The sequence below is a fragment of the Nonomuraea thailandensis genome, from assembly GCF_024172165.1.
Taxonomy (GTDB): domain Bacteria; phylum Actinomycetota; class Actinomycetes; order Streptosporangiales; family Streptosporangiaceae; genus Nonomuraea; species Nonomuraea thailandensis.
The window spans coordinates 22,150-46,945 of record NZ_JAMZEB010000002.1 but is presented as its reverse complement, the minus strand read 5'-3'; the positions used below and the strand labels follow the sequence as shown (position 1 = coordinate 46,945).

At 72.0% G+C, this 24,796-nt stretch carries 23 protein-coding genes and 1 tRNA gene; 11 read left to right on the top strand and 13 right to left on the bottom strand.

What is annotated here, in order from left to right:
- Positions 1–38 precede the first annotated feature (38 nt).
- Together nhaA and HD597_RS04315 are read left to right on the top strand one after the other, a co-directional pair.
- Entirely contained in the window at positions 39–1,835 is a 1,797-nt protein-coding gene (gene nhaA, locus HD597_RS04320) for a Na+/H+ antiporter NhaA (protein ID WP_253740399.1), read from the top strand.
- A gap of 39 nt (positions 1,836–1,874) precedes the next feature.
- Entirely contained in the window at positions 1,875–2,414 is a 540-nt protein-coding gene (locus HD597_RS04315; protein ID WP_253740398.1) for a hypothetical protein, read from the top strand.
- Positions 2,415–2,432: 18 nt separating this feature from the next.
- Here the strand turns inward: HD597_RS04315 and HD597_RS04310 are convergent, their stop codons facing one another.
- Positions 2,433–3,209 (bottom strand): SDR family oxidoreductase, encoded by a 777-nt coding sequence (locus HD597_RS04310; protein WP_253740397.1) that lies wholly within the window; start codon positions 3,207–3,209, stop codon positions 2,433–2,435.
- Between the two features lie 62 nt (positions 3,210–3,271).
- On the opposite strand from HD597_RS04310, the gene HD597_RS04305 reads away from it, so the two are divergent.
- Entirely contained in the window at positions 3,272–3,580 is a 309-nt protein-coding gene (locus HD597_RS04305; protein WP_253740396.1) for a hypothetical protein, read from the top strand.
- On the opposite strand, the gene HD597_RS04300 is transcribed toward HD597_RS04305, so the two are convergent.
- The gene (locus tag HD597_RS04300) at positions 3,567–4,019 is read right to left on the bottom strand and encodes a hypothetical protein (RefSeq protein WP_253740395.1); all 453 of its coding nucleotides are present in this window, start codon (positions 4,017–4,019) and stop codon (positions 3,567–3,569) included. The genes HD597_RS04305 and HD597_RS04300 overlap by 14 nt on opposite strands.
- Before the next feature lie 44 nt (positions 4,020–4,063).
- On the opposite strand from HD597_RS04300, the gene HD597_RS04295 reads away from it, so the two are divergent.
- From HD597_RS04295 to HD597_RS04270, 6 genes are all read left to right on the top strand, one after another.
- Positions 4,064–5,134 (top strand): helix-turn-helix transcriptional regulator, encoded by a 1,071-nt coding sequence (locus HD597_RS04295; RefSeq protein ID WP_253740394.1) that lies wholly within the window; start codon positions 4,064–4,066, stop codon positions 5,132–5,134.
- A gap of 30 nt (positions 5,135–5,164) precedes the next feature.
- Positions 5,165–6,058 carry a hypothetical protein gene (locus tag HD597_RS04290; protein ID WP_253740393.1) on the top strand — a complete coding sequence of 298 codons (894 nt, stop codon included), beginning with the start codon at positions 5,165–5,167 and terminating at the stop codon, positions 6,056–6,058.
- Between the two features lie 237 nt (positions 6,059–6,295).
- A complete protein-coding gene (locus tag HD597_RS04285) occupies positions 6,296–10,084 on the top strand; it encodes a S8 family peptidase (RefSeq protein ID WP_253740392.1) in 3,789 nt (1,262 codons plus the stop codon).
- 474 nt (positions 10,085–10,558) lie between these two features.
- The gene (locus tag HD597_RS04280) at positions 10,559–11,605 is read left to right on the top strand and encodes a glycosyltransferase family 2 protein (RefSeq protein ID WP_253740391.1); all 1,047 of its coding nucleotides are present in this window, start codon (positions 10,559–10,561) and stop codon (positions 11,603–11,605) included.
- An 89-nt stretch (positions 11,606–11,694) separates the two neighbouring features.
- Positions 11,695–12,033 (top strand): hypothetical protein, encoded by a 339-nt coding sequence (locus tag HD597_RS04275; RefSeq protein ID WP_253740390.1) that lies wholly within the window; start codon positions 11,695–11,697, stop codon positions 12,031–12,033.
- Between the two features lie 205 nt (positions 12,034–12,238).
- Entirely contained in the window at positions 12,239–12,775 is a 537-nt protein-coding gene (locus HD597_RS04270; RefSeq protein ID WP_253740389.1) for a GNAT family N-acetyltransferase, read from the top strand.
- 806 nt (positions 12,776–13,581) lie between these two features.
- On the opposite strand, the gene HD597_RS04265 is transcribed toward HD597_RS04270, so the two are convergent.
- Both HD597_RS04265 and HD597_RS04260 read right to left on the bottom strand, forming a co-directional pair.
- Positions 13,582–13,654: transfer RNA gene (locus tag HD597_RS04265), tRNA-Ala, on the bottom strand.
- Between the two features lie 66 nt (positions 13,655–13,720).
- Entirely contained in the window at positions 13,721–14,641 is a 921-nt protein-coding gene (locus tag HD597_RS04260) for a TetR/AcrR family transcriptional regulator C-terminal domain-containing protein (protein ID WP_253740388.1), read from the bottom strand.
- Between the two features lie 317 nt (positions 14,642–14,958).
- Between HD597_RS04260 and HD597_RS04255 the strand changes: the two genes are divergently transcribed.
- Complete coding sequence (locus HD597_RS04255; RefSeq protein WP_253740387.1) at positions 14,959–16,128, top strand: FAD-dependent monooxygenase; 1,170 nt, start codon at positions 14,959–14,961, stop codon at positions 16,126–16,128.
- On the opposite strand, the gene HD597_RS04250 is transcribed toward HD597_RS04255, so the two are convergent.
- The 6 genes from HD597_RS04250 to nadD form a co-directional block, all read right to left on the bottom strand.
- Entirely contained in the window at positions 16,106–17,041 is a 936-nt protein-coding gene (locus HD597_RS04250; protein ID WP_253740386.1) for a fumarylacetoacetate hydrolase family protein, read from the bottom strand. The genes HD597_RS04255 and HD597_RS04250 overlap by 23 nt on opposite strands.
- Before the next feature lie 10 nt (positions 17,042–17,051).
- Positions 17,052–17,990, bottom strand: coding sequence for an MBL fold metallo-hydrolase (locus tag HD597_RS04245; protein WP_253740385.1), 939 nt, complete (start codon positions 17,988–17,990; stop codon positions 17,052–17,054).
- A gap of 36 nt (positions 17,991–18,026) precedes the next feature.
- Entirely contained in the window at positions 18,027–18,335 is a 309-nt protein-coding gene (locus HD597_RS04240; RefSeq protein WP_253740384.1) for a LysR family transcriptional regulator, read from the bottom strand.
- Positions 18,336–18,454: 119 nt separating this feature from the next.
- Positions 18,455–19,084, bottom strand: a complete 630-nt coding sequence (locus HD597_RS04235; protein ID WP_253740383.1) for a histidine phosphatase family protein — start codon at positions 19,082–19,084, stop codon at positions 18,455–18,457.
- Positions 19,085–19,118: 34 nt separating this feature from the next.
- Positions 19,119–19,514, bottom strand: coding sequence for a ribosome silencing factor (gene rsfS, locus HD597_RS04230; protein ID WP_148443615.1), 396 nt, complete (start codon positions 19,512–19,514; stop codon positions 19,119–19,121).
- Between the two features lie 94 nt (positions 19,515–19,608).
- Complete coding sequence (nadD, locus tag HD597_RS04225; RefSeq protein ID WP_253740382.1) at positions 19,609–20,226, bottom strand: nicotinate-nucleotide adenylyltransferase; 618 nt, start codon at positions 20,224–20,226, stop codon at positions 19,609–19,611.
- Between the two features lie 87 nt (positions 20,227–20,313).
- On the opposite strand from nadD, the gene HD597_RS04220 reads away from it, so the two are divergent.
- A complete protein-coding gene (locus tag HD597_RS04220) occupies positions 20,314–21,345 on the top strand; it encodes a M48 family metallopeptidase (protein WP_253740381.1) in 1,032 nt (343 codons plus the stop codon).
- Positions 21,346–21,436: 91 nt separating this feature from the next.
- Here the strand turns inward: HD597_RS04220 and HD597_RS04215 are convergent, their stop codons facing one another.
- The 3 genes from HD597_RS04215 to HD597_RS04205 form a co-directional block, all read right to left on the bottom strand.
- Positions 21,437–23,209: a serine/threonine protein kinase gene (locus HD597_RS04215; RefSeq protein WP_253740380.1), complete on the bottom strand. Its 1,773-nt coding sequence runs from the start codon at positions 23,207–23,209 to the stop codon at positions 21,437–21,439.
- A gap of 82 nt (positions 23,210–23,291) precedes the next feature.
- A complete protein-coding gene (locus HD597_RS04210; protein WP_253740379.1) occupies positions 23,292–23,468 on the bottom strand; it encodes a hypothetical protein in 177 nt (58 codons plus the stop codon).
- A 50-nt stretch (positions 23,469–23,518) separates the two neighbouring features.
- Positions 23,519–24,793 (bottom strand): glutamate-5-semialdehyde dehydrogenase, encoded by a 1,275-nt coding sequence (locus tag HD597_RS04205; RefSeq protein WP_253740378.1) that lies wholly within the window; start codon positions 24,791–24,793, stop codon positions 23,519–23,521.
- Between the last annotated feature and the right edge of the window lie 3 nt (positions 24,794–24,796).

The window sequence follows — 24,796 nt, the reverse complement described above, 5'->3', positions numbered from 1 at the left end:
GGCGCATCTAGGATCGGATCTCCGGGGGGAGATCTACGATGTTGCGCGCGTTCCTGCGTACCGAGGCGGGCAGCACCAGCGTGCTGCTCGCCGCCACCGCGCTGGCCCTGTTCTGGGCCAACTCGCCGTGGGCCGACACCTACGAGGCGTTCTGGCACACCTCCATGGGCATCTCCTTCGGCGACGCCCAGTTCTCGCTGGACCTGCGCCACTGGGTCAACGACGGGCTCATGACCGTCTTCTTCTTCCTCATCGGCCTGGAGGTCTCCTACGAGGTGCGGCTCGGGCAGCTCAGGGACCGGCGGCTGATCGCCGTGCCCGCCGTGGCCGCGTTCGGCGGCATGCTCGTGCCGGCCGGCGTCTACCTGCTGCTCAACTACGGCGGCCCCGGCGCCGGCGGCTGGGGCGTGCCGATCGCCACCGACACCGCCTTCGTGCTGGGCCTGCTCGCCGTGGTCGGCGCGCGCTGCCCCGACCCGCTGCGCGCGTTCCTGCTGACGCTGGCCATCGTGGACGACGTTCTGGCGATCATCATCATCGCGCTCTTCTACACCGAGGACCTGTCGGTGACCGCGCTCGTCACCGCCGCGCTGCTCCTGGCGGCCATCATGACGCTGCGGTGGCTGAAGATCTGGCGGGCGCCCGCCTACATCGTGCTGGGGTTCGCGCTGTGGGTGGCCACGCTGGAGAGCGGCATCCATCCGACGCTGATCGGCATCGCGCTGGGGATCCTCGTCTTCGTGTACGCCCCCACCGACCACAAGCTGCTGCTCGCCGGGGAGGCCGTGCAGGAGTTCACCAGCGAGCCCAGCGCGCGGGCCGCCAGGCAGGCCGCGCTGCGCGTCCAGCGGGCCGTCTCCGTGAACGAGCGCCTGCAACTGCGGCTGCACCCGTGGAGCAGCTACGTCATCGTGCCCGTCTTCGCCCTGGCCAACGCCGGCGTCCGCCTCGACGGGGAGACGTTGCGCGCCGCCGCCACCTCGCCCGTCGCCATCGGCGTGGCGCTCGGGCTGCTGCTGGGCAAGTTCGCCGGGATCTCGCTGGGCACGTGGCTGCCGCTGCGGCTGGGCTGGGGCGTCCTGCCGGGGAACCTGGTGTGGGGGCAGTTGCTGGGCGGGGCCGCGGTGTCGGGGATCGGGTTCACGGTGGCGCTGTTCATCGTGGACCTGGCGTTCGAGGATCCCGCGCTGCACGATCAGGCCAAGATCGGCATCCTGGCGGGCTCGCTGCTGTCGGCCGTGCTGGGCTGGCTGATCTTCCGCATGGCGTGGGACCGGGGCGGGGTGTGCGCGCCGCCCGAGGCCGAGCCGGCCGAGGACCTGCCCACCACGCTGGCCGTCCCCGTCGGCCCCGGCGACCACGTGCGCGGCCCCGCGGACGCCCGGGTCACGATCGTCGAGTACGGCGACTTCGAATGCCCGTACTGCGGCCGGCTGCACCCGATCCTGGAGGAGGTCCTCAGGAGGAACCCGGACGTGCGGCTGGTCTTCCGCCACTTCCCGCTGCGCACGCTGCACCCGCGCTCCGCCCCCGCCGCGATCGTCGCCGAGGCCGCCGCCGACCGGGACAGGTTCTGGGAGATGCACGACATCCTCTACGACAACCAGCGCTTCCTCACCGACGCCGACCTGGAGCACTACGCGGCCGAGCTGGACGTCGTGCCCTGGTCCGACGTGGCGCGCCATGTCGCCAGGGTCGGTGTGGACGAGGCGTCAGGCCGCGACAGCGGCGTGCGGGGCACGCCGGCGCTGTTCGTGAACGGCGTGCGGTACGAGGGCGGGCATGATCTCGATTCGATCACCCGTGCGGTGGAAGAAAGCCGGGAGTCCGCGTAACGTCGTCGGGTCGCGCACCGATCCAACGGAGCTTGTTCAATGCTTTCCTACATCCTCACCATCTTCAATCTGATCGTGTCGCTGGTCGTGTTGCTGGGCGGTGTCGCGCTCATGGCGATGCGCAGGAAGGAGCACGGCCGCGCCTCGGTGGTCGGCATGGTGGGCTGCATCATGCTGCTGCTGGGAGGCGTGATCGGCGGCGTGTTCTCGTTGATGCTGCCCAATCTGGTCGAGTCGCTGGGGATGCGCGGCTTCACACCGGTCTCCCTGATCGTCAACGTGGCCGTCATGCTCCTGCAGGCCGTCGGGACCGCGTTGCTGGTCTGGGCGGTGATCATGCCCAGGAACCAGCCGCAGCCGACCGCGCAGGGGGCGTGGCAGCCGCAGCCGGAGTGGCAGCCCGGACAGCCCGACTGGCAGGGCGGGTCGCAGCCGGGTCAGCCCGGTTGGCAGCCCGGCCCGCAGCCGGGCCAGCCGGGGCCCCAGCCGGGACAGCCGGGTTGGCACCCCGGGCCGCAGCAGCAGCCGCCCGGATGGCAGACGCCCCCGCAGCCGCCCTTCGGCCAGGGTCAGGGCTGAGCCCGGCTTCGGGCAGGGTCAGGGCTGAGCCTGGCGCAGGTACTCCTCCCAGGTGATCTCGCCGGCGGGCCGGGCCTTCGTGGTCAGGTGGCCGGCGCGGAAGCCCCGGCCGAGGCTGCCGGGCAGGCGCAGGCTCAGCACCGGCCTGCGCAGGCGCCGGGCCCGCAGCCAGCTCCGCGCGGCCTCGGCCATGGTCAGCGACTCGGGGCCGCCGAACTCCCGCACCTCGCCGCCCGGCGCCTGGCCCGCCAGCGCCGTCAGGTGTGCGGCCAGGTCCCGCACGTCCACGGGCTGCACCGTGACGCCCGGATCGACGACCATGAAGCCGAGCCTGGCCATCCCCCGCAACGCCTGTGCCACGAACTCGTGGAACTGCGTGGCCCGCACGATCGTCCACGGCACCGGGCCGCCCTGGACGAGGCGCTCGCCCTGCACCTTCATCCCGAAATATCCCCACGGCACCCGGTCCACGCCCACGATCGAGACGTAGATCAGGTGCCGTACGCTGGCCTCCCGGGCCGCGGCGAGCAGCGCCGACGTGCCGTCGAGCTCCACCCGTCGGGTGTAACGGCCCCGGTAGGGCGCCGAGGCGAGGTGCACGACCACGTCCGCCCCGGCCACGGCCGCAGCCACGCCCCGGCCGGTGGTCAGGTCCGCGACCTCCCACCGCACGCCGCCACCGGCGGGCCGCGCCGTACGGCTGGTCGCCCGCACCTCGTATCCGGCCTCGACCAGGCTCTCCAGGACGGCACGGCCGAGGCGCCCGCTGCCGCCAGTCACGAGTACAGATGTCATGAGGCATGGACGGGACAGCCCCGGTAAGTGTGACAATGTTGCCGTACCCGACACTCCGCCGCGTGTTCGAGGGGACCATGACGCGAGAGCAGACCGGCCCGCAGGATTCCGATCCCAACCAGACGATCCGCTACCCCCGCCCCGGGCAGGCCGACGAGCAGGGGCCTCCCGACGCGCCCAGCACGAGGCGGTTGCCGTACACGCCGGACATGCTCCCCGACGTGCAGCACTACGAGGCCAGGCCGCCGAGGTCGGCCTGGTGGTGGGTGATCGTGGTCGGCGGGCTCGCGCTGCTCATCGCGGTCGTGGCCGTGGTGGCGATCCTGTGGGTGCGCTCGGCCTCCGGCACCGGGGCGCTCATACTCGGCTGAAGTCCATGGTCCAGTTCGTCTCCCAGGTGCGGCCGTCGTCGTCGGAGAAGGCCTGCTCCCAGCGGGCGGCGTCGGCGCCGGCGACCGTCCAGACGAACCGGCAGCGCACCGGCCGGCCCTCGTGGGTCTCCTCGCCGTGGAACACGCCCCTGTCCCCCTCGAACGCGCCGACCATGGGCCTGGTGTCCAGCGCTCCTGTGACGCTGCTGGCCCAGTAGATGGACCACTGCCGGGTGGCCGGGTCGTACAGGCGCACGGTCAGCCCGCTGGTCCCCTTGGTGGGGAACTCGATCTCGTCGAAGCTGGCCGCGCCGCCGAAGTGCCGGGTGGCGACGGACCGGCCGGGGAACTCGTCCCATTCGTCGCTGCCGGACAGGGGCTTGGCGAGGCGGCGGTTGACCACGTTCCAGTGACCGGCGAAGAAGTCGAAGTCGTTCATGGGGAGAACGTACGGCCGGGTCACTGACAGGTAGTGTCAGTGGTATGCGTGCTTCCCGCCTGGTCTCCATCCTGCTGATGTTGCAGACGCGCGGGCGGATGACCGCCCAGGAGCTGGCCGGGCGGCTGGAGGTGTCGGTACGCACCATCTACCGCGACGTCGAGTCCCTGCACGCCGCGGGCATCCCCCTCTACGGCGACGCGGGCCCGAGGGGCGGCTACCAGCTCCTCGACGGCTACCGCACCCGGCTCACCGGCCTGACGGCGGACGAGGCGGAGTCCCTGTTCCTGGCGGGCCTGCCCGGCCCCGCGGCCGAGCTGGGCCTGGGCACGGTGGTGGCGGCGGCGCAGCTCAAGCTGATGGCGGCGCTCCCGGTCGAGCTGCGGGACCGCGCGGGGCGCATCCAGGAGCGGTTCCTGCTCGACGCGCCCACCTGGTACCGCGACCAGGACCCAACGACGTACCTGGCCGCCGTGGCCGACGCGGTCTGGAACGAGCGGCGCATCCAGATCAGGTACCGGCGGTGGAAGCAGCCGCAGGAGGTGGAGCGGCGGCTGGAGCCGTACGGGCTGGTCGTCAAGGCGGGGCGGTGGTATCTCGTGGCCCGGGCGGGCGAGGACGTCCGCACGTACCGCGTCTCGCAGATCCTCGACCTGCAGCCGCTGGAGGAGGGGTTCGCCCGGCAGGAGGGCTTCGATCTGGCCGCCTACTGGGCGGGGCACCTGGCGGAGTTCGAGGCCAGGCTGCGCTGGGGCGAGGCCGTGGTGCGGCTGTCGCCGCGCGGGGTGGAGCGCCTGGCCGATCTCATGACGCCCGGCGTGGTGGCGGCGGCCAGGCAGAGCGCGCTGCCGCCCGACGAGGAGGGCTGGACACGGGTCACGGTGCCGATCGAGTCGATCGAGCACGCGGTCGGGGAGTTCCTGAGGCTGGGCACGGACGCCGAGGTGCTGGCTCCCGCCGCGTTGCGCGAGCGGCTGGCGACGACGGCGGACGAGCTCGCCCGGCGGTACCGGCCGGCGACGACGGAGGCAGCGGCGACGACGGCGGAGGCGGACCTGGTCCGGATGCGCCGGACGGCGGGAGCCCCGCCGATTTATGGGGATATCTCGGGATAAGACCCCCCTCGGCCCCAGGATGGGCGCGCCATGGACCTCCACGAGCGCCTGCTGGTCCAGGTCAGCGTCAGGGACGTCTACGACGCGGCGACGCTGGCCGGGCACCCCGGCTCGGGCCTGGTCTTCACCGGCCAGGCCGGCCACGACGCGGTCCGCATGGTCCGCAGGGCCGGTTACGACGGGCCGCTGCTCGCCGATCGCCGCAGGTACGCCGGGTCCGCGCGGGTGCGGGGCACAGCGCGGCTGTCGGCCGACTGGATCGCGGACCAGGTGGAGGCGGGCGCGACGGTCCCGCTCACCGATTCGGGTTATGTCGGCAGAGGGGACCACGAAGCCCTGCACGCCATCCTCGAACAGGCCCTCCAGTGGGACGGCGCCGTGGCGGTGCTGCCCGTGCACGCCCGCTGGGTCATCGAGGACCGCGGCACGCTGCTGCGCACGGTCACCGACTACGGGTCGCCGGTGGCGCTGGTGGTCGAGGACGGGCCACCGTACCGGCCGGTCCCGCTGCCCCTGCTCTCGGCCGGGGTGGCGGCGCTGGGGTCGCTGGCGTACGGGGCGCGGTGGGCCGCGATCGGCGTACGCGAGGTGCTGCGGCATCTCTACCCGGAGCCGCACGAGGTGCGCGGCGGGTGGCGGCGGGGCGGGGCGCGCAGCGCGTTCGTGGCGGAGCGGCTGGAGTTCGTGCCGGTGGAGCGGCTCGGGGAGGGCACGTGCGGCTGCTCCACCTGCCACGGGCGCCCGCTGCGCCACCTGGCGGAGGCGGAGGAGCTGCACGTGAACACGCACAACGCCAAGGCCCTGCACGGGCTGCACAACCGCCTGATGCGGGCCACGCACCGCGAGCGGTGGTGGCACACCCTGACGCAGGCGGCGGCAGCCGGTGGCGGCACACCACGGACGACGGCTCCCGGCACACCGTGACGCGGCTGGCGACTCCCAGCGCGCCGTGACGCGGACGGCGACTCTCCGCACGCCGCGACGCGGACGGCGACTCCCCGCACGCCGCGACGCGGACGACGGCTCCCGGCACCTCGCGCCGGGGCTTCCGCAGTCCCGGCGGAACGGGCGATTAGTTTGATCATGTCCTGGATATAAGCCCACTCGGAAGATTGGGAGCGCTCCCGAAATAGCCCTCCCTCCTGACCGAAAGGGCCCCACGTGTCCCCTTCACCCTCCCGGCTGGCCGCGGCCTTATCCGGCTTCACCCTCGCGTTCACGGCCATCGCCGCCACCCCGCCGCCCACCCACGCGGCGCCCGCCGGCCCGGCCGAGACCCCGCCGGGCACCACCCTCACCCTCATCACGGGCGACGTCATCGACTACGCCCCCGGCAAGGACGGCGGCGTGCCGTCCATCGCCGTCAAGCAGGCGCCCAGGCCCGACGGGACCGAGATCACGTTCGCCACGCTGCCCAGCAAGGACGGCGGCTACCTGGTCATGCCGTCCGACGCCGCGGGCATGGTCGCGGCGGGCACGCTCGACGAGGAGCTGTTCGACGTCGAGACGCTGGCCCGCGACCAGGCCACCGCCGCGATCCCCCTCCTGGTCACGTACACGGGCCAGGCCAGGTCCGCCGCCGCCACCGCACTGCCCGCCGCCGAGGACGTGCGCGTGCTCGGCAGCGTCAACGGCGCCGCGATGACGGTCCGCGCCGGGCAGGCGGGGGCGTTCTGGGCGGGGCTGCGTACCGACAGGGGCGTCAGCGGACGGTCGGCGAGCGGCGTCGGCAAGATCTGGCTGGACCGCAGGACGCAGGCCTCCCTCGACCGCAGCGTGCCGCTCGTCGGCGCGCCCACCGCGTGGCGGCAGGGGTTCGACGGCAAGGGCGTCAAGGTCGCCGTCCTCGACACCGGCATCGACGTGGACCACCCCGACTTCGCCGGCCGCATCCTCGCCACGGAGAACTTCACCACCGCCCCCGGCATCGCCGACAGGAAGGGCCACGGCACGCACGTCGCCTCCACGATCGCCGGCGCGGGCGGCACGTACCAGGGTGTGGCCCCGGCGGCGTCGCTGCTGGTCGGCAAGGTGCTCGACGACAGCGGCAACGGCGCCTGGTCCTGGGCTATCGCCGGCATGGAATGGGCCGCCGCGCAGGGCGCCGACGTGGTGAACCTGAGCCTGGGCACCTGCTGCGGCAACGGCACCGACCCGATGAGCCAGGCGCTGAACGAGCTGACCAGGAAGCACGGGACGCTGTTCGTGACGGCCGCGGGCAACGAGGCCGACCCGCTCACGGTGAGCGTCCCCGCGGCGGCCGACGAGGCGCTGGCCGTCGGCGCGGTCGACAAGGACACCGGCACGGAGCTGGCGGGCTTCTCCAGCCGCGGCCCCCGCCTGGACGACGCCGCCGTCAAGCCCAACATCGTGGCCCCAGGCGTGGACATCGTCGCCGCCCGCTCGTCCGCCTCGTCCCTGCCCGGCATCCCGGGCGACGACCGGCACACGGCGTTCAGCGGCACCTCGATGGCGACGCCGCACGTGGCGGGCGCCGCGGCGATCCTGGCCCAGCAGCACCCCGAATGGCGGGCGGGAGAGCTGCGCGACGCGCTCACCTCCACCGCCGTGCGCAACGACGCCCACCACTGGTACGAACAGGGCAGCGGCCGGGTGGACGTGGCCCGGGCCGTCACCCAGACCGTCTTCGCCACCTCCGTCGTCGACTTCCGCCGGCTGGCCGGTGCCCCGGCGACACGCCAGGTCACCTACCGCAACACCGGCGCCGACCCGGTCACCCTCGACCTCTCCCTCGCCACCCGCGGCTGGAGCGGCGACCCCGCCCCCTCCGGCGCGATCAAGCTCGGAGCACAGACCGTCACGATCCCCGCGAACGGCACCGCCACCGCGGACCTCACCGTGGACCCGTCGGCCGGGCCGGTGGGCGCCTACGGCGGCTGGGTGACGGCGAGCGCCGGAGAGACGCGCGTGGTCACCCCGTTCAGCTACTACACCGGCCCGGCCACGCACCGGCTCGGGGTGCAACTCGTCAACTCGTACGGGACCAAGGAGTTCTTCCCCGGCTACCAGGCCGAGCCCCTCGTGTACGCGATCCCGCTGAAGCGCGGCAACAGCCCCGAGGACCCGTTCAACCCGTACGGCTACTACTACCTGCGCACCGACTACGCGGGCACCGGCGAGTTCCTGCTCCCCGCCGGCGACTACGAGGTGATCGGCATCCTCCCGGAGAGCCGGCTGACCAACCGCAACAACTGGGTGATCGAGACCATCACCCTCGACGAGAACGAAACGGTCACCCTGGACGCCCGCGACACGGTCAGGCTCCGGCCCGACCTGCCGGTGCCCGCGGACGGCGGCGGCAACGCCTACTACGTGCGCACGTTCACCGACCGCACGCAGCCCATCTCGATCTACGGAGGCGCGGTGGGCGGCGGGCACGACGTCCACATCACGCCGGTCCCGGCCGTGAAGGCGGGCAAGGTGCGCCTGTCGCACCAGTGGAACCTGGAACCGCCCGTCCTGTCCTCCGTGACGGCCGGCGACCTGCGGCTGCGTCCGGCGTACGACGTGGAGTCCATGCGCGGGCTGACCGGGATCAGCACGCTCGCCGTCGTGCCGGCCGGCCGGGGCCGCCCCGAGGACTTCGCGAACCTGGACGTGGGGGGCAAGCTCGCCCTGGTCGGCATCCCGGTGGAGGGGACCGACCGGCCGTACGTCACCGCTGCCGCCGCCATGGACGACGCCGCCGCGCAGGCGATCCGGCACGGGGCGGCCGGCATCGTCGCCTACCTCGACGTGGACGGCGGCCAGGCGCGGCTGCCCGCCGGGGGCTCACCTGCGTTCCACCGGCTGGGCCTGACCGCCGCCGAGGGCCGGGCCGTGCGCGACGCGCTCTCCCGGGGGCCGCTGTCCGTCCGCCTGGAGCCGTACGCGGGGCCGGAGGTGGTGTACCACCTGCGCTTCGACTCGCGCGGACGGGTGCCTTCGCGCCCGGCGAAGGTGGACATGAAGGACCTCGTACGGGTGGACGCCGCCTATCACGCGGACGACACGGAGCCCGGCGGCTGGGAGTTCGGCCAGTCGACGACCGGGGAGGAGCCGGGGCGGCTGACGTACGGGGGGCCGCTGGCGATGCCGGCCGTACGGACCGAGTACTACGGCCCCGCCTCTGACGACGTGCTCTGGACGCGGGAGATCAGCAACGACGGCCTGGCCCTGTACTCGGCCGACCGGTTCACGCGACGCGACCAGCGGGTCTCCGAGCAGTGGTTCAAGGCGCCGCTGGTGCCCGGGGCCGCCGACGTGCCGCCGGGGTATCCGGTGGCGTTGCCGTGCACGATGTGCCGGGACGGGGACCGGTTCGTCCCTGCCGAGGGGTGGCGTGACTCCGACCCTCGGCACTACAGCGCGCTCGGCACGGGGAGGTCGACGCCCCGGCTGTTCGTCGGGGATCAGGAGGTGGCCGTGCAGGGGCGGTATCCCCGGTCGTTCCCGGTGCCGGCGGGGGCGGGGCCGTACCGGCTGGAGACGGTGGACCTCTCGGGCCGTACCCTGGCGGGCAAGGTGACGACCACCACGTCGTTCACCTCGTCGCCGCCGTCGCGGACGCCTCGCGGATACACCTGCACGTTCGGGACGTCCTGCGCGTTCCAACCAGCCGTGCAGCTCACCTACGATCTGCCGCTCGACCTGCTGAACCGGGCGGCGGCCGGACGGCCGTTCACCTTCGAGCTGCGGGCCGGAGCCCACTCGGGCGCGCGGCGGAGCTCCGAGGTGCGGCGGGTCCAGGTGGAGTACTCGGTGGACGACGGGGGCGCCTGGCAGGCGGCCACCCGGGTCACGAAACGCGGTGACGGCCGGTTCCGGGTCGAGGTGAGCCATCCGGCGCTGGAGCGGACCAGCGGGTACGTGTCACTGCGCGTCACGGCCTCGGACGGGGCGGGCGGCTCGACCACGCAGACCATCGACCGGGCCTACGGCCTGCGCTGATCACGTACGAGGCCGCGACGGGCGAGAAGCCCAGCGGCCGACGGGGCCGAGGGAGCACCCGCTCCCCCGGCCCCCTACCGACGCCACCCCTCCCCGCCCCCTGCCTCCCCCTCACCCTGCCTCTCATCCACAGCACACCCCGACCTGCCCCACCCTCATCCACAGGGCAACTGGGACAGCCGCCCCTTCGCCCACACGACAACCTGGACAACCGCCCCTCCCTCCACAGAACCGCCTTCGGAGCCTCGCCACCCGCCCTCGCGGAGCATCCTCATAGCCACCTACCGCACAACCAAGGAGCCAGAGGATGCCCGGAGGCCCGCCCACGCTCGGTTTCAGCCTGATCGTCTACGCGACGGTCGGCCTGGTGACCCTGATCGCGCTCAAGCTGAGGAGGCGACGCAGGTGACCACGCCCTCCTCACCACCACTCACGCGGACACCCCCGCCACCGCTCACGCGCACATCCCCGCCCTTGACCGTCACGGTCATCATCCCGGCCCACAACGAGGAGGCCGGCCTCCCCGCCACCCTCCGCTCCGTCAAGTCCCAGTCCGTCCCCCCAGACAAGATCATCGTCGTGGACGACGGCTCCACCGACCACACCGGCGACGTCGCCGCCTCCTACGGCGTCACCGTCCTGCGCCCGCCCCGCAACCTGGGCAGCAAGGCCAAGGCCCAGAACCACGCGCTCCCCCACTGCGACACGGACCTGATCCTGGCGGTGGACGCCGACACGGTCCTGGCCCCCGACTACATCGAGCACCTCAAGCCCGCCTTCGACGACCCGGCCGTGCAGGTGGCGGCCGGCAACGTGCAGACCCGCTTCGCCCGCACCCCGTGGGAGCGCGGCAGGTCCACCGAGTACCTCTTCGGCTTCCACTGGCACCGCCCGATCCAGCAACTGGCCGACAGCCCCATGGTCTGCTCCGGCTGCTGCTCGATGTTCAGGCGCACGGCCCTGACGGAGTTCGGCGGCTTCCCCGAGCGCACCATCGTCGAGGACATGGACTTCACCTGGAGCCAGCAGTCGGCAGGCCGCCGGGCGGTCTACGTCTCCGACGCCGTGGCCTGGGCCGCCGACCCGGAGACCCTGCCCTACCTGCGCAAGCAGGTGTGGCGCTGGATGGCCGGCTTCATGCAGAACGTCCGCCTCCACCTCCCCCGCCTGCTCACCCGCAAGCCCATGCTCGCCACCTGGATCATCGTGGCCCTCCTGGAGATCCTGATGGCCCCGCTGTGGTGGGCGGCCCCGCTGCTCCTCATCACGGCCTTCCACGAGCCGGTGCCGCACACGCTGGGCTGGTGGGCGGGAGCCGAGCTCTTCCTGACCGTCCCCGCTCTCCTCTACGCGGCCAGACGCCGCCGCCTCCCCGTCACCCAGGTCCTGCTCAACCTCCCCTTCGTCTACCTCAACAAGGCGGTGAACCTCTACTACGCCTGGAAGGCCCTCCTGGTGGAGCTGGTCCTGGTCCCCCTCCACCTCTCCCGGGGTCTCGTCATCTACGAGAAAGGCCGATAGCTTCAGGTAACCGTTCAGTAACTCTCAGTAGTCATAGGATGTGATGGCCGACCAAGGCATCACCCCATCCCGAAGGGACGTGCTCCACCATGACCGCACGCAGGACCGCCGCCACCCTCTCCTCCCTGACACTGGCCCTGGCAGTGTCGCTGTGCACCCCCGCCCACGCCGCCACAGGAACCTTCATCTACACCTATCCGACCCCGAACGGCGCGAGCGTCGCCGACCTGACGGACCCCCACAGCGGCACCTGCATCAACCTCCCCGAGGTCCAGCACGTCGAGGACAGCGCCCACAGCCCCGTCAACCACACCGATTCCACGGTCACCATGTTCACCGGCATCGACTGCACAGGCGACTACTACTCCCTGCGCCCCGGCGGCCGGGCAAGCAGCCGCCTGCTGCTCAAGTCGGCCGTCTTCTCCTGACGCACCACCACCACAAAACCCAGCAAGGCGGGGCACCTAGGCCCGACCGGCACCCCCCTCAACGTGTCCCGCCTCGCCTTTCCAGACACCTTGCCGCCCCCGCACCACCACCCCCGTAGCATCAACCCACAGCCCCACCCAAAGCGGACCGCCACGCACCAGCCCCCCACCCCCTCCCGCACGAAAAACTCAAGATTGGCGAAAAGTGACGCCCGACCCCGAGATGACAAGCGATCGGCTCCTCTTCGCCCCGCTGTCAGCCACCGACGCCGACGAAATGGTCCACGTCCTCAGCGCGAAGTCCCTGTACACCTTCACCGGAGGCTCCCCACCCACCCTGGACGAGCTGCGCGCCCGCTACACCCGCCAATCCATCGGCCGCTCCCCCGACGGAACCCAGGAATGGCGCAACTGGATCCTCCGCACAAAGCAGGACGCCCACGCCATCGGCTACGTCCAGGCCACCATCATGGACGAGGGCCGCCGAGCCGAGGTCGCCTGGGTGATCGGCACCTCATGGCAGGGCCAGGGCTACGCCTCCGAAGCCGCCCGAGCCCTCATCACCTGGCTCCACACGACCGGCGTCACCACCGTGCAGGCCCACATCCACCCCGCCCACACCGCCTCCGCCGCCGTCGCCCGCCACGCCGGCCTCCTCCCCACCGACCACTTCGACGACGACGAACAACTCTGGCAACACTCCTTCGACCACCCCCCACACTCTCCCGCCCACCCGCACTGACAACCTCAGCCCTGGGCCCGCCGGCCACCGGTGCCCACACAACGACAACCCCCCGGCCACCATCTCTCAGCAGGCACACCAACCCACGACCGACAACGCCTCCTGGGTACCCCTCCACCAGATCAGCAGCCGGCCAAGGGTGCCCCGATCGCCGCACCGCTCCCTGCCCGCCAGACGCGACCGCCGCCAGCCGTCGCAGACAGCCGCTTCCCAGTCGGCATACGCGTCCGCGGCCGGACTACACACCCACCCGCATCCCCCGAACGACACGCCCACCCGCGCCCCGAACGACACGCCCAGCCGCCGCACGGACGGCACACGCGACCGCTGCCAGCCGCCGTCCACGACCGGTCCCGGCCACGGCCGTGCTGTCCGCCGATGAGCCCGTCCGTGCGTCACGTCCTACCAACATTCGCAACCGGCCGCTGCCCAGCCCTACCAGCCGCCCGCACCCGACCCAGCCAGCGCCCGTCATCGCGTCAGTGACAGCGTCAGCCCAAAGTCACAACCACACCCGCCCCAGCCTCGGGCCCTTTCGCAACCCAGTCCCAGCAGCCATCGCCCCCAGAGCGGCCACCAAGCTCTCCGCACTGCCTGGCCACCGAGTTGCCTGGCCACTGCGCCACCGCGCCACCGACCCTCCAGACCACTGCGCCACTGCGCCACTGCGCCACCGAGCACCGAGCACCGAGCACCGAGCACCGAGCACCGAGCACCGAGCACCGAGCAAAGCCTGCGCTCACAGGCCTCACCGGCACAACGCAAAACGCCCCGATCCTGAACCAGGATCGGGGCGGGAAGTCGTGTGGAGCTATGGGGATTCGAACCCCAGACCTCCTCCATGCCATGGAGGCGCGCTACCAACTGCGCTATAGCCCCTGGTCACCGCTCCGAGTCCACCCGTTGCGGCGCTCCGAGAGCATATAGCCATCCGGCCCCATTCGCCTAATCGCGCCGCCCGCCCCGCACCCTGGCCACCAGCACGGCCACCCCGTCGAGCTGCCGCCGCAGGCCGAACTCGAAGATCGAGTCGAGGTCCATGTCCAGCTCCGGCTGCTCCACCACTTTCGCGAGCGTGGGATAGGCCCCGGAGGCGAACAACGTCTCGAGCTCGGCCTCCCGTGCCCGCATCCAGTCGTCGTCCGTGATCCCCGTCTCCGTACGCGCCTGCTCCTCCGCCTCCAGACTGACCGCCGCCCCGCGAACGTAGCTCAGCAGCGACAGGACGGCGTGCATCATGGCGTTGGCGTCCAGCCCGACCCCGTCCAGCGCACGCAGCAGCCGGTCCGTGTGCGCCATGCCGTTGGGCACGAACTCGGGCCGGGTCAGGGAGACGGCCCGCGCCAGCCAGGGATGGCGCCGGTAGATGCGCCACTGCTGCCGAAGCGCCAGCTCCAGTTGCTCCCGCCAGCCGCGCGGGATGCGTTCCGGCGGCGGATCGTCCCCGTACACCGCGTCGGCCATCAGGTGGACGAGCTCGTCCTTTCCCGCCACATGCCGGTACAGGGACATGGCCGAGGCGCTCAGCTCGGTCGCGACCCGCCGCATCGAGACGGCCGCGAGCCCTTCCCCGTCAGCGACCCTGATGGCCGCCCGCACGATGCGCTGCCTGGTGAGGTCCTGTGTGTACGTCCGCGCGACCGCCTCGCGCCCCGCCACCACGGTGCCCACCCCCGGCACGGCCCGCGCCAGCCCTTCCTCCTGCAGCCTGCTCAGCACCTTGCTGGCGGTGGCCATCGCCACCCCCCACTCCTGGACAATCTGCCGCGTCGAGGGCAGCCGCTCACCCGCCGCCAGTTCCCCGGCGGCGACGCGCCGCCGCAGCTCCTCGACGATCCGGAGGTACGGCGCACTCTCCCGATCCACCAGCCCCCTCCTCCTCTGACCCGAACGCAAGCCCCAAAGGCCACCTCCGAACGCGAAGGTCCGAACGCCAGCCCCGGCGCAAGGCCGCGGCACAAGGCTCGACCGCCAAGCCCCCGCGCAAGGCTCGACCGCCAAGCCCCCGTGCAAGGCTCGACCGTCAGAACCAGAACGCAGCGCCCAGCGCACTAGTGCACCAGCCCGATTTCTACCAGACATCCCTGCCGAGCGCACTAGTGCAACGAACAGCCATCTTGCCGCACCGACCACCACTTCCTAGAGTGCGCGTACACCGTAAACACCCCAGAAAGGCCACCCCGGTGCGCGACCTCACCGTCCTCATCTCCGGCGCCGGCATAGCCGGCCCCGCCCTGGCCCACTGGCTGACCCGCCACAACAACCACCCCACCATCATCGAACGCGCCCAGACCATCCGCCCCGGCGGCCAGGCGGTCGACTTCCGCGGCGCTCCCCAGCTGGAGGTCCTGACCCGCATGGGCATCCTCGACGCGATCCGCCAGGCCCAGACCCACATGGGCGACATAAAGATCGTCGACGGGCACGGCAGACGCCTGTCGAGCCTCCCCTCCGCCGCGTTCAGCGGAGAGGTGGAGATCCTCCGCGGCGACCTGAGCCGCATCCTGCACGACGCCGCCCCCGCCGAGTACCTCTTCGGCGACTCCATCACCACGCTGACCGAGACCGCGCACGGCGTCCACGTCACCTTCGAACGATCCGCCCCCCGCACGTTCGACCTGGTCGTAGGCGCGGACGGGATCCGCTCGAAGATCCGTGAGCTGGCCTTCGGCGACACCCCCGCCCAGACCCGCCACCTGGGCATGTACGGGGCGATCTTCTCCGTCCCCGGCACCTACGGCCTCGACCACGAGGGCGTCATGTACAGCGAGCCCGCCAGATGCGCCACGATCGTCAGCACGGGCGGCCGGACGCGAGCCGCCCTGGACTTCGCCGCGCCCCCGCTCACCTACGACCACCGCGACCGGGCCCGGCAGCAGGCGCTGGTGGAGGAGGCGTTCGCGGGAGCGGGCTGGGAGGTCCCGCGCCTGCTGAGGCAGATGCGGGAGGCGGGCGACTTCTACTTCGCCCCCGCGGCGCAGATCGTCCTGCCCGCGTACTCGTCGGGCCGGGTGGCGCTCCTCGGCGACGCGGGCCACGCCCCGGGCCCGGGTGGCATGGGCACGGGGCTGGCGCTGATCGGCGCGTACGTGCTGGCAGGCGAGCTGGCCGAGGCGGACGACCACGAAACCGCCTTCAGCCGGTACGAGAGCCGCATGCGGCCCTATGTCACCACCTGCCAGCGCCAGGCACGGGGAGCCGACACGTTCCTGGTCCCCCGGAAGAAGTCGCAGATCTGGCGACGCAACCAGATGATGCGCCTGCTGCCGTACATGCCGGGCAAGAGCCTCATCAAGCGCATGACCGAACGCGCCGCCTCGGCCATCGACCTCAGGTCCTACGCGACGCCCTGAGATCGTCCGCGCCGGGCTCCGCCCCTTCCACGACCCGGCACCGCTGCACCCCCAGCCGCTCCACCGTGATCGTCACGGTGTCCCCGGGCGAGAGCGGCGCGTGCGCCTCCAGGCCCAGCCGCCCCCACAGCTCCGCCAGGCACCCGCCCCCGCAGGTCCCGGACCCGAGCACGTCCCCGGCCCGCACCTCGGTCCCACGGGAGGCATAGGCGATCATCTGCGGATACGAGAACGCCATGTTGCTCCACCGGTCCGTGCCCACGGTCAGCCCGTTGACGGCCGCGGTCATCGGCAGGTCGAAGGCGTTGCCCGCCCGGTACGGCGCCAGCTCGTCCGGCGTGACCAGCACGGGCCCGAGCGTCGTGGCGGTGTCCTTGCCCTTCACGGGCCCCAGCCGCACCTCCATCTCGTCGAGCTGGATGTCGCGCGCCGACCAGTCGTTCATGAGCAGGTACCCGGCGATGTGCCCGCCGGCCTCCTCGACGCTCAGGTCGCGCCCGCCGCGCCCGATCACGGCGGCCACCTCCAGCTCGAAGTCGAACACGCCGCACCCGGGCGGCACCGGCACGTCGTCGTACGGCCCGCGCACGGCGTACGGATTGGTGAAGTAGAAGGCGGGCGCCGCGTACCACTGCTCGGGCACCCCGGCCCCCATCAGCTTGGCCACGCCCTCGACGTGCTGCTCGAAGGTCATGAAGTCCCGCACGGTCGGCGGGTCGGGGATGGGCGCGCGCAGCCGTACGGCGTCGAGCGGCACGACCTCGGCGGGGTCGCGCAGCGCGGCCTCGCCGGCCGCCGGGAGGTCGCCGAGCAGGTCGACCAGCCGCACCCCCGGCGGCAGGGCGTACACCTCCTGGGAGACGAGCAGCCCTGCCCGGTCGCCCTCGCGGCCCGCGTACGTGACGAATCTCATCGCGGCCTCCTCAGACGGCCGTGGGGAAGGGGCCGCGGTTCCACTCCATGGCCTCGACGAAGGCCGCCGGCAGGTCCACGTCGGCGCCGGCCGCGTCGGCGTACGCGCGATGCAGGTTGAGCACGAGCCGTTCCGCGTCGGGCCACCCCTGGAAGGCGCGCAGGTCGGCGCGCCGGGCGGCGTCCAGGGGGCTCAGCCCGCGCCGCAGCCCGGCCGCCGCGGTGTCGGCCACGAACCGGAAGTAACGCTCGTGATCGGCCAGGATGCCGGGCAGCGTGGCGGCGTCGGCGAGCGGGCCGTGCCCGGGCACGACGTGCTCGGCGCCGAACCCGGCCAGCCAGTCCAGCGACCGCAGGGCCCCGTCGACCGACCCCATCAGCACCAGCGGCGTGATCCCGTGGAAGAGCAGGTCGCCGGTGAACAGCACGCGCTCCTCCGGCAGCCACGCCACCACGTCACCGGCGGTGTGCGCGGGATGGCCCGGATGCAGCAGGTCGATCCGCCGCCCGCCGCTGTAGACGGTCAGCTCGGAGCTGAACACGAGCGACGGCGGTCGCCGCGTCACCCCGCCCCAGTCGGGCACCGGCGACCAGAACGGCGGGCATCCGTCGATGACGAAGTCCGTCAGCACGCTCTCGCGGACGCTCTCGTGCCCCACGATCACGGCCTGCTCCGGCAGCAGGCAGTTGCCGTGGGTGTGGTCGCCGTGCTGGTGCGTGTTGACCGCGGCCCTGATGGGGGCGTCGTCGGTGGCGGCCTCCAGCGCGCGGAGGAATCTCCGGGTACGTTCCTCGGTGGCGCAGGTGTCGACGACGATCGTGCCGTCGTCTCCCGTCACCGCGCCGGCGTTGTTGACCCACCAGGTGCCGTCGGGCTGCACCCACGCGTGCACCCCGGGCACGATCTCCTGCAGAGCGGCCGAATCCAGCCTGATCCTCTGATGTCCCATGCCATCGACTTCAGCACGGCATCCCGCGGGGCATCATCAGCGGGAAAGGTTACGATCTCTCCTCGCAGGAATGTCACAAGCCGCCCGTTCGGACGAGCGGACCGCCTCCGCCAGCCCGTCCACCGCCGCCAGCACCCTGCGTGCCTCCGCGACCAGCCGCTCCCCGGCCGGCGTGAGCACGACCTTCCGGCTCGTACGCTCGAACAGCCGCCGCCCGACCTCCCGCTCCAGGCGCTGGATGTGCCGCCCGAACGGCTGGGCCGCGATGAAATGCCGCTGCGCGGCCCGCCCGAAGTGCAGCTCCTCGGCGAGCGTGACCGCATAGCGAAGTGACTGAATCTCCATCGACGAACCTTCCCCGACGTCAGCGGCCCGCCGTCCCAGGCCGCCTCGGTTTGTGTCGTCGGGTTATTCGTCGCGCGAGGCCCGCCGTATGTCCGTACGGCCCCCGAGCCGTACGAACGTCAGGCCTCGGCCTCGGGCTTGTCGTCGCTGTGCACCGGCTCGGGCAGGGTGCCGGCGTTGTGCTCCAGCAGCCGCCACCCCCTTCGGCCTTCCTGCAGCACGGACCAGGAGCAGTTGCCCAGCCCGCCCAGCGCCGGCCACAGCTGCTCGGGCAGCCCGAGCAGCTCGCAGATGCCCAGCCGCAGCGCCGCGCCGTGGGAGACCACGACCAGCAGCCCGTCGTCGTCGACCCGGGCCGCCCACCGGCGCATCGCGGTCGCCACCCTGGCGGCCACGTCGGTGACGGGCTCGCCGTCGGGCGCCTCCCACGCGGCGTACTCCTCGGGCCAGCGCGCGGCGATCTCCTGGCGGGTGAGCCCTTCCCACTGCCCACCGCCGCGCTCGCGGAAGTCCTTGTCGACCGCCACGTCGAGGCTGATCAGCCGCCCGAGGGCGAGGGCCGTGTCGTTGGCCCGCTGGAGGTCGGAAGAGACGATCATGGTGGGTCGCAGCGAGGCCAGCAGCGAGGCCGCCCTGGCGGCCTGCGCGACGCCGGTCTCGTCGAGGGGGATGTCGGAGTGGCCCTGGAAGCGCTGCTCGACGTTCCACAGGGTCTGCCCGTGACGCAGGCACACGATCCGCCGGCTCATGCGGCGGCTCCGCTCGAACGCATGGAGGTGCGGCTCACGCGCGGGCCCGCTGGAGGTTGGCCTGCATGACGCTCTCCGGCAGCGAGATGGCCGGGCAGTCCTTCCAGAGGCGCTCGAGCGCGTAGAACGTACGGTCTTCCTCGTGCTGGACGTGGACGACGATGTCGATGAAGTCGAGCAGCACCCAGCGGCCCTCGCGCTCGCCTTCACGGCGTACGGGCTTGGCGCCGGCCTCGGTGCGCAGCCGCTCCTCGATCTCGTCGACGATGGCGCGTACCTGGCGGTCGTTGGTGGCGGAGCAGAGCAGGAAGGCGTCGGTGATGACGAGCTGTTCGCTCACGTCGTAGGCGAGGATGTCATCGGCCAGCTTGTCGGCCGCGGCTTCCGCGGCGATGCGCACGAGCTGGACGGATCTGTCAGATGCGGTCACGATGCGGGTCTGTCCTCCTGTGTCGGCAGCATGCCCTTATGTTGAGGGTACCCTTCCAGCCCGAAACCCCTCACCTGTGTATCCGTGAACCCCGTCAGCCGGCCGCGTGGTACAACCCGCGCTTGTTGATGTACTGGACGATTCCATCGGGCACCAGATACCAAATCGGCTCGCCCTTTGCCACGCGCTGACGGCACTCGGACGAGGAAATGGCCAGGGCGGGAATCTCCAGCAACGTCACGCGGCCTTCGGGCAGGCCAGGGTCGTGCAGCGTGTGCCCCGGGCGCGTGCACCCGACGAAATGCGCGAGCTCGAACAGCTCGTCGGCCTGCTGCCAGTCGAGTATGGCGCCGAGCGCGTCGGCGCCGGTGATGAAGAACAGCTGCGTGTCAGGCCCATAAATCTCGGAAATATCACGCAAAGTATCGATCGTGAACGTGGGCCCGGGACGGTCCACATCGACCCTGCTGACGGAGAAGCGGGGATTGGACGCCGTCGCGATCACCGTCATCAGATAACGGTCCTCGGGAGCCGAAACCTCCCGCTCCGACTTCTGGTACGGCCGGCCGGTCGGCACGAAGACGACCTCGTCGAGCTGGAAGTGATGGGCGACCTCACTGGCCGCGACCAGGTGCCCGTGGTGGATGGGGTCGAACGTCCCACCCATCACGCCTACTCGCCTCATCCCCTGCACACCAGGCGCATTCATCATGAAACGGACCTTACGCGGACGCTCTCCCCCAACATGAATGGACCCCCCTTCGTGATGACCGCGCATCACTTCCGTTGCGGACGTAGCATGCCGGGCATGACGACCACCCCGGACCGCAACCGCGTCCAACTGCCCGGCATCTCGTCCCGAGCCTACGAACACCCCGCAGACCGGTCCGCCCTGGTCGCTCTGCGCAAGCTGAGTGGGTTCGACACGGTTCTCAAGCAGATGTCCGGTCTCGTCAGCGAGCGCCGCCTGCGCCTGATGTATCTGGCCTCCGCGGTACGCGTGAGCGAGACCCAGTTCCGTTCGCTGTACGACATGGGCCGCGACGCGGCCTACACGCTCGACCTGCACCGGATCCCCGAGATCTACGTCCAGCAGGACCCGCACGTCCAGGCCAAGGCCATCGGCTTCGACGACCCGTTCATCGTCGTCACCACCGGCCTGCTCAACCTCATGAACGAGGAGGAGCAGCGCTTCGTCATCGGCCACGAGACCTCGCACATCCTGTCGGGGCACGCGGTCTACCGGACGATGCTCGACATCCTCACCACCCTCGCCGCCCGCGTGGCCTGGATCCCGCTCGGCTACATCGGCCTGCGGGCGATCGTCGCGGGCCTGGAGGAGTGGTACCGCAAGTCCGAGCTGTCCTCCGACCGCGGCGGCCTGCTCGTCGGGCAGGACCCCGACGCGGCCAAGCGCGCGCTGATGAAGCTCGCCGGCGGCGACTACACGCACGAGATGAACATCGAGGCGTTCCTGGAGCAGTTCCGGGAGTACGACACCGCGGGCGACCTTCGCGACGGCTTCCTCAAGGTCCTCAACCTCCTCGGCACCACCCACCCGTTCGCGGTGGTGCGCGTGGCGGAGCTGGACAGGTGGCAGCGCGGCGGCGAGTACGAGCGGATCCTCGGCGGCGACTACCCCCGCAGGGAGGACGACCCCAACGCGCGGGTGACCGACGAGATCAAGGCGGCGGCCGAGTCCTACCGCGCGTCCTGGCAGCAGTCCCAGGACCCGTTCATCGGCGTCCTGCGCGACGTGGCCGAGGGCGCGGTCAACGCGGGCGAGCGCATCTTCAACCGCTTCTCCCGCCGCGACGGCGGCCAGGGCTGAAACCGCGCGACCGATCGGCGTGATCAGTCGCGCCGGCCCGCCGTGAGCCGGCGGCGGGCCGCCAAGGCCCGCCCGGTCCTGCCAGGGCCCGTCACAGCAGAAGGGCGATCGCGCGTACGGCGGCCGCGCACAGGGCGACGAACCCGCCCAGCACGGCCAGTGCGCGCAGCCCCTCTCTCCGCAGATCGGGCAACCGGTGCCCGATCCGCTCGATCTCTCGCCCGGTGATGCCGCCGCACAACATCCCGAACACCACCCCGGCCACGGTCACGGGCGCGGCCTGCTGCCACCAGTCGGCGTCGATCTGACCGCCACCGGTGGCCCACAGCGCCCCGCCCGACGCCACCGCGACAGGCACCCCGGGCCACACGACGGCGGTGGCCGCCGCCCCGGCCAGCGCCATCGGGAAGAGCAGCACACGCAGCGTCACCCGCGTGCGCCGGGAGCTGCGCCTCCTGACCAGCCAGTGGCTCATCCAGAGCGTCCTGGTCAGCACCACGAACACGGCCGTGATCGCGATCGAGGCGATCGGCCAGATCACCGAGGCCACCACGCACGGCACGGCCAGCACCGCGAGCATCAGCAGCGCGCCGTTGCCCGCGGGCAGGGTGGTGGCCGACTCGGCCTTCGGCCTGGCCGTCGTCCTGCTCCTGACGGCCGCCGCCGTGCGCTGGCGTGAGGCGGTCATCTTCGGCCGCGGGCCTGTGGTCTTCCCGTCGATGCTCGTACGGGCCCGCGGCGCCGGCACCTTCCCCTCGGCCCGGCTGCGCGCCACCGCCGCCGCGCCCTTCCCGTCGGGCACGGGCCTGCTCCCGGCCCGCCCGCTCCCGTCGGTGGCGGACCTGCTCCCGCTCCGCCCGCCGCCGTCGGGCACGGGCCTGCTTCCCGTACGGCCGCGCGGCGGCGGCACCTTGCCCTCCGCGGGCACCGCGTTGGGCCTGCTGCGCGCCTTGGCCTCGCCCCGCGCGCCGGAATCGTCGGCCGTACGGCCGCGCGCGGCCGTGCCCTTGGCGGGCTCCTCGGCCGCGTCGCCCGCGCGCCCACCGGCAGCCTGCTCGCTCTCGGCCGTGCTGGTGGCCTTGGCCAGCCTGGAGAGCCGGTCGGCCAGCAGTGCCGCCGTGGGCCGCTTGCCCGGCTCCCTGTTGAGCGCCGCGCGCACCAGCGGCAGCAGCTCCACAGGCACGCCCTTGAGGTCGGCCCGGCCGTTCAGCACCGCGTACATCTGCGCCTCGGCCGTGCCCCGCCCGAACGTCGGCCGCCCCGTCGCCGCGAACGCCACCGTGGCCGCCCAGGCGTGCACGTCGGCGGGCGAGTCGACCTGCTCGTCGGCGAAGATCTCTGGCGCCGTGTAGCCCGGGGTGCCGAGGAACGTGCCGGTCATGGTCAGCCGGGTCGCGTCGAGCACCTGGGCGATGCCGAAGTCGATCAGCACCGGCCCCCGGTCGGCCATGATGATGTTGCCGGGCTTGACGTCGCGGTGCACGACCCCGGCCGCGTGGATGATCGCCAGCGCGGCGGCGATGCCCTGGGCCATGTCGACGAGCTGGGAAACGTCGAGAGCGCCGCTCTGGCGTACCCGGTCGAGCAGCGTGGCGCCCTCGATGTGCTCCATGACGAGGTAGGGCCGGGCACAGTTGAGGTCGGCGTCGAGCACCTTGGCGACGTACGGGCTCTCGACCCTGCGCAGCGCGCGGACCTCACGCTCCAGCCGGATGCGTGCGGTCTCGTCCTCTGTCAGGTCGCGCAGGACCTTGAGCGCGACCTGCTCGCCGCGGCGGGTGGTGGCGAGGTAGACCTCACCCATTCCGCCCCGGCCGAGCCGCTCGACCAGGGTGTACGGCCCGACCTTGCCGAGCTTGCTCACCGTCCCTCCCCGCCCGGCGCGCCCATAAGGGACACAACCCTAGCGCCGGTACGCGAGTTACCGTGTGAGGCACGCCGAAGGATTATCGGCGTGTGTGATCGGAGAGCATGCTGTCGAGCCCGGCCGTGGGCTCGTCCGACAGTTGCCTGCGGCCCTTCCTGCGCCAGTTGACGTGGCCGCGGCTCTCCAGCCAGAGCAGCAGCCGGTCGGCGCCGAACAGGACCGCGGCCGAGAAGACCAGGGCGACGACAATTTCCATGCCCCCCAGTCAAGCCGCGGCACCCCGTGCCGGTCAGGCCGACACGCCGGTCAACCGCACACCACCGTGCCCTCTGACGTGCGCAAATGCCCCTCACCCGTATAGATCCACTTGGTGGAGGTGAGCTCGGGCAGCCCCATCGGGCCGCGCGCGTGCAGCTTCTGCGTGGAGATGCCGATCTCCGCCCCGAACCCGAACTCGCCGCCGTCGGTGAAGCGCGTCGAGGCGTTGACGGCCACGGCCGCCGAGTCGACGAGCGCCACGAACCTGCGGGCCGCCTGCTGCGAGCGGGTGACGATGGCGTCGGTGTGGCCGGAGCCGTAGCGCCGGATGTGCGCCACCGCCTCCTCCAGCGAGCCGACGACGGCCGCGGCGATGTCGAGCGAGAGGTACTCGGTGAAGAAGTCGTCGTCGGTGACGGGCACGACCTCGGCGCCGTAGCCGGCGATCCGCTCGTCGCCGTGCACGGTCACGCCCGCCTCGCGCAGCGCCGCCAGCGCCCTGGGCACGAACGCGTCGGCGACGCCGGCGTGCACCAGGAACGTCTCGGCGGCGTTGCACACCGACGGCCGCTGCGCCTTGGCGTTGAGCAGGATCTGCACGGCCAGGTCGACGTCGGCCTCGGCGTCGACGTACACGTGGCAGTTGCCCACGCCGGTCTCGATCACCGGCACCGTGGACTCCTCGACCACCGAGTTGATCAGGGACGCGCCGCCGCGCGGGATCAGCACGTCGACCAGCCCGCGGGCCCGCATGAGCTCCTTGACCGAGTCGCGCGTCAGGCCCGGCACGAGCTGGACGGCGTCGGCGGGCACCTCGGTGCCCCGCAGCGCGCCCTGCATGACCTTCACCAGCGCGGTGTTGGAGGAGTAGGCGCTGGACGAGCCGCGCAGCAGCACCGCGTTGCCGCTCTTGAGGCAGAGCGCGGCGGCGTCGACGGTGACGTTGGGACGGCCCTCGTAGATGATGCCGATCACGCCCAGCGGCACCCTGAGCTGGCGCAGCTCCAGCCCGTTGGGCAGCGTGGAGCCGCGGACGACCTCGCCGACCGGGTCGGGCAGGTCGGCCACCTGGCGCACGGCCTCGGCGATGGCGCCGATCCTGGCCTCGTCGAGCCGCAGCCGGTCGATCATCGACTCGGAGGTGCCCTGGGCCCTGGCCCGCTCGACGTCCTCGGCGTTGGCCTGGACGATCTCGGCGGCATGCGCGACCAGGGCGTCGGCGATCGTGCGCAGCGCCCGGTCCTTGGGGGCCCGCGGCAGCGGGGCCAGCTCGGCGGCGGCCTCTCGTGCCGCACGGGCGACCTTCAGGAACTCTTCGGACATCAC